The organism is Jatrophihabitans sp. (assembly GCF_036388195.1).
Taxonomy (GTDB): domain Bacteria; phylum Actinomycetota; class Actinomycetes; order Mycobacteriales; family Jatrophihabitantaceae; genus Jatrophihabitans_A.
This window is the reverse complement of record NZ_DASVSG010000155.1, coordinates 1-9,230: the sequence shown is the minus strand read 5'-3', so window position 1 is coordinate 9,230 and position 9,230 is coordinate 1. Positions and strand designations below refer to the sequence as shown.

Genomic DNA, 9,230 nt, shown 5'->3' with positions numbered 1-9,230 from the left:
GCCGTCCGCACGATCCGGCCCAGCTTGGAGACGAACGGCGCCGGCACCGTGATGGCGGCTGGCAGATCCACGTGCAGCAGCCGGGGGAAATCAGCCCGGGTCGCGAGCTGGCCGAGGATCTGCAACGCCGGCAGCGCCGCGCCGAGTTGGTCACCGGCCAGGCTGATGACGGTCACGTAGCCGGGTTCGATCCGCTCATCCGGTGAGCCGGTGAACATCTGCGCCAGGCCTACGCCGCGGGACAGGCCGGTCACCGTGTCCCACAGCCCGCCCAGGCCGACCGCTCCCTGCACCAGATCCTCCAGCCGCGGCACCGAGGCCTGCGACCGGGGCATGATCCGGACGTTCTTGCCCAGGCCCGCCGCCCGCGAGGCCAACTGGCCGGACAGGTCGAGCAGCACCACGCCGGTGCCGCGGGCGGCGGCGTCCTGCGCCACGCTCAGCACCAGCCGGGCCCGCTCGTCGGCGTGGCCGAGGACGGCGAACACCGGGCTCTTGCCGGCCCGCAGCGCCGCGTGCGGGTCGAAGCAGACCCGGTTGCCGTCCAGGGTGACCCCGATCTGGCAGCCGGAGTCGTCCCCGAGCTCGTCGCGGGTGGCTGAGCCGGCTGTCGTGGACGAGCCGGCTGTCGTGGACGAGCCGGCATCATCGGCCGGCGCCTCGGCCGCAGGCTCGGAGTCCGCTGCCTCCGCGGACTCGGCTGCCTTGATGGGCTCGGTTGCGCCTGGCTCGGTGGCCGGCTCGGTGTCCTGGCCGGTCGGCGCGTCTGCTGCTGTATCAGCGGATGCTGGGCCGGCCGGCGCCTCACCGGTCGCCGGAAGCGGGATCCGGACCGTCGCACGGGCGGCCTCGGCGAAGCCGGCCTCCCAGGCCAGCGTCTGCTCCTGGGTGAGGGAGTACAGGTCGGCCGGCAACATCTCAGCCGGGATCTCGTCCAACCGCTGGTCGCGCAGCAGGGTCAGCAGCGCCTCGTGGGAGGCCTGCTCCGTCCAGCGCAGCCCCGCCTGCCAGCCGCGCTGGAACTGCCGGCCGATCTCCTCGCCGAACGGGTGGCCGGCGCCCTCCGCGGCCTCGACGGCGGCCAGCAACGCGCGCTGGCACACCTCCGAGATCGGGATCTGCGCCACCTTGACCCGGCGTTCCAGATCGTCGGGCAGGTAGACGTTCGCTCGGCCCATGCCAACCACCTCACTCGTATGCGCAGCTATGCGCACACCATGCTACCTCCGCTAGGCCACGGTCCACTGCAGCCCAGGCGCTCAGCCCATCTCCATAGCGGCGTTGACCTCGGCCAGGGTGGCATCGGCGATCTCCCGCGCCCGCTCACCGCCGCGGCGCAGGATTTCGACGGCATCCTCCGGGCGATACCCGGCCCGCCTGGCCCGGATCGGAGCGAGCAGATCGTTGACCGCGTCGGTGGCCACCCGCTTCAGCTCCGCCGCTCCCCTGGCGCCGACCTGCTCCGCGACCTGCCGCGGCTCCACGTCCAGGCACAACCCGGCCAGGGTGAGCAGGTTCGCGACCTCCGGACGGGTCTGCGGCTCGAAGCTGATCCGCCGCTCCGAATCCGTCCGGGCGCCCCTGATCTTGGCCGCCACCTGGTCCGGGGTGTCGGCCAGCGCGATCGCGTTGCCCAGGCTCTTCGACATCTTGCGGCCGTCCAGCCCCAGCAGCGTGCCCACCTCGCCGAGCAGCCCTTCGGGCAGCGGAAAGACCGGGCCGTAGCGGTCGTTGAACCGGCGCGCGATGGACCGGGTCAGCTCCAGGTGCGGCAGCTGGTCCTTGCCCACCGGCACCAGCTCCGCCTTGCAGAAGAGGATGTCGGCGGCCTGGTGCACCGGATAGGTCAGCATCAGCCCGCTCACCGACGACCGGCCGGACAGCCGGATCTCCTCCTTCACGGTCGGGTTGCGGTCCAGCTCGCCGGTGCTGACCAGCGACAGGAACGGCACCAGCAGCTGGTTGGCGGCCGGCACCGCGCTGTGCGCGAAGATGGTGCTGGCGTCGGGGTCGATCCCGCAGGCCAGGTAGTCCAGCACCATCGAGGTGCGCAGCCGGCGCAGGTCGACCGGGCGGTCCCGGTCGGTGATCACCTGGTAGTCGGCCACCAGCACGAACAGCTCGCAGCCCTGCTGCTGCAGCCGGACCCGGTTGGCCAGCGTGCCGAAGTAGTGCCCCAGGTGCAGGCCGCCGGTCGGGCGGTCACCGGTGAGCACCCGTCCGGTCGCCGGCGGGACGGCCAGGGGTCGGGTCGCTGGTGTCGGCTCGGTCATCGTCGTCATCGAGCTCCTCCTTTGTCAGGAGGGGCAATCCCAGCCGGGAGCACAGCAGAAGGGGCCGTCCGGCGGGACGGCCCCAGGGTGCGAAGAATCGCCAGGGTGGGTGAGCAGCCGTCCTTATTCGGACGGCCACCAGCTGCGCTGGACGGATGCCGGGCAGCTGGACATGGCCCTACGGTACCAAGAACCGGGCCGGATCAGGCGCTCTTGGAGGCTGCCTTCTTCGCGGGCGCGGTCTTCTTCGCCGCCGCCGTCGCCTTCTTCGCCGGAGCCTTGCGCGCGGCTGTCTTGGCCGGCGCCGCCTTCTTCGCCGGAGCCTTCTTCGCGGCGGCGCTCTTGGTGGCCTTGGCGGGTTCGGCCTCGCCCTGGCTCGAGTCAGCGGCAGTCTCGGCGTCATCGTCGGTCACCGTGCCGCGGGCCCGGTCGACGCTGCGCTGCAGCGCGGTGAGCAGGTCCACCACCTCACCGGTCTTGCCGGCCTTGGGCTGCTTGTCGGTGCCCGGCAGGGTCGCCGACTCGCCGCGTTCGAGCTTGGCGTCGATCAGCTCGATGACCGCCTCGCGGTACATGTCGGAGAACTGCTCCGGCTCGAAGTCCCCGGCCATGCTCTCGACCAGCGAGGCGGCCATCTTCAGCTCCTGCGGCCGCAGCTCGACGTCGGCGTCCAGCACCGGGAAGTCGGCCTTGCGGACCTCGTCGGGCCACAGCATGGTCTGCAGCAGGATCGCCTTGTCGCGCACCCGCAGCACCGCCAGCGTCTCCTTCTGCCGCAGCGCCACCTTGACGATCGCCATCCGCTCGGTCTCGATCAGCGCCTCGCGCAGCAGCGCGTACGGCTTGGCGGCCTTGGCGTCCGGCTCGAGGTAGTAGGTCTTGGCGAACAGGATCGGATCGACCTGGTTGCTCGGCACGAACTCCACCACGTCGATCTCGTGGCTGGTGGCCACCGGCAGCTGGTTGAGATCCTCGTCGGTCAGGATCACCAGCTGGCCGTCGCTGGTCTCGTAGCCCTTGGCGATCGCGTCGAAGGAGACCTCCTCGTTGCACACGCTGCAGGTCCGCTTGTAGCGGATCCGGCCGCCGTCCTCGCGATGCACCTGGTGGAAACGGATATCGTTCTCCTCCGTCGCAGCGAACAGCCGCACCGGCACGTTCACCAGCCCGAAAGACACCGCGCCCTTCCAGATGGCTCTCATCCCTACTCCTCACGGTGGTGCCGACTTGTCCCTACAGGCAGCATGAGCCTATGCGACCGATGCTCGCCACACCTGGCACACAGCCAATTGGCGATGACTGGCTGCACGAAGTCAAGTGGGATGGTATGCGAGTCCTGGCCGATATCAGCGCAGCCGGGCTGCGGCTGCTGTCGCGCAGCGGCCGGGACGTCACCGTCAGCTTTCCCGAGCTTGCCGTGGTGACCGCGGGGGTCAAGGACGCCCTGATCGACGGCGAGATCATCGCGCTGCGCGCCGGGGTGCCGTCCTTCGCCGCGCTGGCCGACCGGATGCACGTCGGCGACGCCCGCCGCGCCGAGGAGCTGGCCCAGTCCCAACCGGTGACGGTGATGGCCTTCGACGTGCTGCGGCTCTACGGCGTCGACCTGATGCAGCGCCCGCTGGTCGAGCGCCGGACCAGCCTGAGCCGGCTGAGCCTGCCCGAGGCGACCTGGCGCAACTCCCCGGTCTACGACGACGGGCCGGCGCTGCTGACGGCCACCCTGGACCAGGGGCTGGAAGGGGTGGTGGCCAAGCGCCGCCGCTCGACCTACCAGCCCGGCCGGCGCAGCCCGGACTGGATCAAGACCGCCCACCGGCTGCACCAGGTCTGCGTGGTCGGCGGCTGGCGGCCCGAGACGGGCTCCCCGGAGGAGATCGGCGCCCTGCTGCTGGGCATGCCGGACGGCGCCGGCGGCCTGAGCTTCGCGGGCCGGGTCGGCAGCGGGATCAGCCGGGCCGTCGGGCAGGACCTCAAGCGGCTGCTCGGGCCGCTGCGGCAGCCCCGCCCGCCGTTCAGCACCGACATCCCGCGGCTGGACGCGGCCGGCGCCCGCTGGTGCGAGCCGTCCGTCGTGGTGGAGGTGCGCCACCTCGGCTGGACGACCGGTGACCGGCTGCGCCAGCCGGTGTTCCGGGGCGTCCGTTCGGACCTGGACCCCGCCGAGGTGCGTCGTGAGTCCTGAGCCGGACGAGCAGCTGGTCAGCATCGACGGCCACCAGTTCAAGCTGAAGCGGCTGGACAAGGTGCTCTACCCCGACGGCACCACCAAGGCCGAGGTGCTGGACTACTACGCGCGGATCGCGCCGGTGCTGCTCCCCCAGCTCGCCGACCGGCCGGTGACCCGGATCAGGTGGCCCGACGGCACCGACAGCACGCCGTTCTTCGAGAAGAACATCCCGAGCTACGCGCCGTCCTGGGTGCGCACCGTCACGCTGCCGACCCCGGGCTCCTCGCGCAACCGCGAGACGCTGACCTTTCCGGTGCTGCGCGCGACCGCCGACCTGATCTGGATGGCCAACCTTGCCGCCCTGGAGTTCCACGTCCCGCAGTGGACGGTCGGCCCGCGAGGTGCGGTCCGCAATCCGACCCGGCTGGTGATCGACCTGGACCCCGGGCCGCCGGCGGGCCTGGCCGAATGCGCCGAGGCGGCCCACCTGATCCGGGACCGGCTCGCCGAGGACGGCCTGACGGCGATCCCGGTGACCAGCGGCAGCAAGGGCCTGCAGCTCTACGCCCCGCTGGACGGTTCGCAGCCGGTCGAGAAGGTGCACGGCTACGCCAAGCGGCTGGCCGAGTCGCTGGCCCGCAGCCATCCGAAGCTGGTGGTGTCGAACATGACCAAGACGCTGCGGGTCGGCAAGGTGCTGCTGGACTGGAGCCAGAACAACCCCGCCAAGACCACGATCTGCCCGTACTCGCTGCGCGGCCGGGCCCGGCCCTGGGTCGCCGCCCCGCGCACCTGGGAGGAGCTCGCCGCCCCGGGGCTCAGCCAGCTGGACGCCGCGGAGGTGCTTCGCCGGGTGCAGGCCGAGGGCGACCTGGCAGCCGATCTGCTGCAGGGGGACGCCAGGCTGCCGGCCTGAACGCGGCCGGGCCTGACGCGGCCAGCCTGAATGCGGTCGGGTCTCAACGCGGCGGGGTCTGAGCGCGGCGGGGCTGAACGCGGCGGGCCTGAATGTGGCCGGCCGGGTCAGTCCCCGGCTGGCGGGTCCTCGGCCGGCGCGTACCCGGCGCACCGCAGCACCGGCAGCCGTGGATAGCGCGGATAGGCCTCATCGACGCTGGCCAGCAGGCAGCGCAGGTAGCTCGGGCCGCGCCTGGTCTGGTTCACCCGAGCATGGCGGCAGCTCGCGCAGAGTCCGGCGGCGATCACGTGCTGCAGGGTAGCCGTGATGCCGGCAGCCAACCGAGGCAGCGCCAGCGAAGAAGGTTCGTCTGCCTAACGAGTGCGGAATAGGATGAATCGGTGCCGCCACCACCAGCCAGCCCCCCGTCCTGGCTCCGCCGGCTGGCCGGTTACTGCCTGCGGCACCGCGTCGACCTGTTCGGCGCGTTCGGCTCCGCGCTGGCCGGCGCGCTGGTGGCGGTGGCCATACCGCTGGTCGTCAAACACGTCATCGACATCGTCAGCCAGCCGGCCGGGCCCAGCGGGCAGCGGGCGTCGGTGGCGCCGTGGGTGGCGCTGCTGGTCGCGGCCGCGCTCGTGCAGTACGGCCTCACCTTCCTGCGCCGGTTCACCGCCGGCCGGCTGTCCCTCGACGTCCAGTACGACCTGCGCGCCGACGTCTTCACCTCCTTGCAACGCCTGGACGGAGCAGCCCAGGACGCGTTGCAGACCGGTCAGGTGGTCAGCCGCTCGATCAGCGACGTCGGGCTGGTGCAGGGGCTGCTGTCCTTCGTGCCGATGCTCACCGGCAACGCGCTGCTGTTCCTGATCTCGCTGGTCGCCATGATCTGGCTGTCGCCAGTGCTCACCCTGGTGGTGCTGGTGATCGTGCCCGCGCTCTGGCTGATCGGACGGCACTCCAGCCAGGACCTGTTCCCGGCCAACTGGTCGGCGCAGCTGCAGGCAGGTGAGCTGGTCGGCCAGGTCGAGGCCGCGGTGACCGGCGTCCGGGTGGTGAAAGGCTTCGGGCAGGAGCAGCGCGAGGTGCTCGAGCTCAGCAGCCTGGCCCGCACCCTGTTCGCCGAACGGATGCGGGTGGTCCGGCTGCAGGCCAAGTACTCCACCGCGCTGGTCGCCGTGCCGGCGCTGGGCCAGGTCGGCGTGCTGCTGGTCGGCGGCTGGCTGGCACTGCACGGCCACATCACCCTGGGCACCTTCCTGGCGTTCTCCACCTACCTCGGCCAGCTGATCGGCCCGGTCCGCGGCGTCACCGCGCTGCTCACCGTCGGCCAGCAGGCCAGGGCCGGCGTGCAGCGGGTGCTGGAGGTGATCGACTCCACCCCCGAGGTGCTCGATCCGCCGGATCCCCAGCGGATCCCGGACGGGCTGCTGGGCCTGCGGTTCAGCGACGTCGAGTTCGGCTACACCCGGTCCAGCCCGGTGCTGCGCGGCTTGGACCTGACCGTCGAGCCTGGCGAGACGCTGGCCATCGTCGGCGGCGCCGGGTCGGGCAAGTCCACCCTGGCGATGCTGATCCCGCGCTTCTACGACGTGCACGCCGGGTCGCTGACCGTCGGCGGCGTGGACGTGCGCGACGTCCGGCTGGCCGACCTGCGCGCCGTCATCGGCATGGTCTTCGAGGACAGCTTCCTGTTCTCCGACACCATCGCCGCCAATATCGCCTACGGGCGTCCGGATGCCGGCCGCGACCAGATCGTCGCGGCGGCGGTCGCCGCGGAGGCGGCCGGTTTCATCGCCGAGCTGCCGCAGGGCTACGACACCGTGGTCGGCGAGCGCGGCCTGACGCTGTCCGGCGGCCAGCGCCAGCGGATCGCGCTGGCCCGGGCGCTGCTGACCGATCCCCGGATCATGCTGCTCGACGATGCGACGAGCGCCGTGGACCCGCGGGTGGAGGCCGAGATCCTGGCCACCCTGCGCCGGCTGATCCAGGGGCGCACCACGGTGCTGATCGCGCACCGCCGCTCGACGCTGTCGCTGGCCGACCGGATAGCCGTGGTGGACGACGGCCGGGTGGTCGACATCGGCGGGTTCGAGGAGCTGATGGAACGGTGCGCGCTGTTCCGGCTGCTGCTGGGCGGCCCGGGTGAGGACGCCGAGGGCATCGACGCCGGCGAGCTGACCAGCGCCGAGCCGCTGGACTCCTCGGTGGTGGACGGGGTGACCACGGCGCTGTGGCAGCCGGTGGCCGTCGACCCCTTGGCGGAGACCTCCGACCGGGTCCGCAAAGCCGCCGAGACCGGCCGGATGGGCGGCGGCCGGGGCCTGTTCGACGCGGTGCCGGCCACCGAGGAGCTGCTGGCGAAGGTGGCCGCGCTGCCCCCGGCCACCGATGACCCCGGCATCGACGAGGCCGCGGCCCGGGCGGCCGACCCGGAGTTCAGCCTGCGCCGGCTGCTCAAACCGCTGCGGCTGGCCTTCGCCCTCGGCATCGGCCTGATCGGGTTGGACGCGGTGCTGGCGCTGACCCTGCCCTGGCTGATCCGGATCGGGGTCGACCGCGGGGTCGCCGAGCACCGGCCGGCCGTGCTGTTCGCCGTCTCGGCCGTCGCGTTGGCGGTGCTGCTGGCCCAGTGGGTGATCAACATCGCCGGTCAGCGGCTGACCGGGCGCACCGGCGAGCGGCTGCTCTACACCCTGCGGGTCAAGGCCTTCGCGCACCTGCAGCGGCTGAGCCTGGACTACTACGAGCGCGAGCTGGGCGGCCGGATCATGACCCGGATGACCACCGACGTGGACGCGTTGTCGAACTTCTTGCAGACCGGCCTCGCCTCGGCGCTGATCAGCGTGCTCAGCCTGGTCGGCGTCCTGGTGGCGCTGGTGCTGCTCGACGCCGCGCTGGCGCTGGTGCTGGTGGCGGCGCTGCCGGCCCTGCTCGCCGCCACCGTGGTGTTTCGGGGGCTGGCGGTGCCTGCCTACGTGGAGGCCCGGGAGCGGGTCAGCACGGTCAACGCGCAGTTCCAGGAGAACGTGGCCGGCGTCCGGGTCGCGCAGGTGTTCAGCCGGGAGCAGCGCAACGCCCGCGCGTTCCTCGGCGTCGCCCGCGACTACCGGGACTCCCGGCTGCGGGCCCAGGTCTACATCGCCGCCTACTTCCCCTTCGTGCAGCTGCTGGCCGACCTGTCCGGCGCGGCGGTGCTGGCCTTCGGCGCGCACCGGCTCGCCCACGGCACCCTCTCCGCCGGCGCCCTGATCGCCTTCTTCCTCTACCTCGACTCCTTCTTCGGGCCGGTCCAGCAGCTCTCGCAGGTCTTCGACGGCTACCAGCAAGCCTCGGTTGGCCTGTCCAGGCTGAAGGATCTGCTGCGCACCCCCACCGGGACGCCGGAGCCACCTGACCCGCGGCCGGTGCCGGAGCTGCGCGGGGAGATCGCGCTGGCCGGCGTCGACTTCAGCTACCTGGCCACCGCCAAGCCCGCCGTCAGCGGCATCGACCTGCACATCCCGCCGGGCCAGTCGGTGGCGCTGGTCGGCCAGACCGGCGCCGGCAAGTCCACCCTGGTGAAGCTGATCGCCCGGTTCTACGACCCGACCACGGGGGTGGTCGAAGTCGACGGCCGCGATCTGCGCGAGCTGTCGCTGACCGGCTACCGGCAGCACCTGGGCATCGTTCCGCAGGAGCCGTACCTGTCGCCCGGCACCATCCGCGACGCGATCGCCTACGGCAAGCCGCACGCCACCGACGCCGAGGTGGAACGGGCCGCCCGGGCGGTCGGGGCGCACCAGATGGTGGCCCGGCTCAGCGGCGGGTACCTGCACCAGGTCGGCGACCGGGGCCGCACCCTCTCCGCCGGGCAGCGCCAGCTGATCGCGCTGGCCCGGGCCGAGCT

General features: G+C 72.1%; 7 protein-coding genes. 3 read left to right on the top strand and 4 right to left on the bottom strand.

Going from position 1 to position 9,230, the window contains the following annotated elements:
• The 3 genes from VF612_RS15850 to VF612_RS15840 form a co-directional block, all read right to left on the bottom strand.
• On the bottom strand, positions 1 to 1,178 hold a 1,178-nt coding region (locus VF612_RS15850; protein WP_408660818.1), incomplete at its 3' end, for a hypothetical protein.
• 81 nt (positions 1,179 to 1,259) lie between these two features.
• Entirely contained in the window at positions 1,260 to 2,282 is a 1,023-nt protein-coding gene (gene trpS, locus VF612_RS15845; protein WP_408660817.1) for a tryptophan--tRNA ligase, read from the bottom strand.
• Positions 2,283 to 2,476: 194 nt separating this feature from the next.
• Entirely contained in the window at positions 2,477 to 3,475 is a 999-nt protein-coding gene (locus VF612_RS15840) for a Ku protein (protein ID WP_408660816.1), read from the bottom strand.
• Between the two features lie 50 nt (positions 3,476 to 3,525).
• Here VF612_RS15840 and ligD (VF612_RS15835) point away from each other — a divergent pair, with 50 nt between their 5' ends.
• Together ligD (VF612_RS15835) and ligD (VF612_RS15830) are read left to right on the top strand one after the other, a co-directional pair.
• On the top strand, positions 3,526 to 4,458 hold the full coding sequence (gene ligD / locus VF612_RS15835; RefSeq protein ID WP_408660815.1) for a non-homologous end-joining DNA ligase: 933 nt from the start codon (positions 3,526 to 3,528) through the stop codon (positions 4,456 to 4,458).
• On the top strand, positions 4,448 to 5,359 hold the full coding sequence (ligD, locus tag VF612_RS15830) for a non-homologous end-joining DNA ligase (protein ID WP_408660814.1): 912 nt from the start codon (positions 4,448 to 4,450) through the stop codon (positions 5,357 to 5,359). The genes ligD (VF612_RS15835) and ligD (VF612_RS15830) overlap by 11 nt, the downstream gene beginning before the upstream one ends.
• Positions 5,360 to 5,466: 107 nt before the next feature.
• Here ligD (VF612_RS15830) and VF612_RS15825 read toward each other — a convergent pair whose 3' ends face one another.
• Positions 5,467 to 5,649, bottom strand: coding sequence for a hypothetical protein (locus VF612_RS15825; RefSeq protein ID WP_408660813.1), 183 nt, complete (start codon positions 5,647 to 5,649; stop codon positions 5,467 to 5,469).
• A 93-nt stretch (positions 5,650 to 5,742) separates the two neighbouring features.
• On the opposite strand from VF612_RS15825, the gene VF612_RS15820 reads away from it, so the two are divergent.
• The coding region (locus tag VF612_RS15820) for an ABC transporter ATP-binding protein (protein ID WP_408660812.1) at positions 5,743 to 9,230 on the top strand (3,488 nt) is incomplete at its 3' end.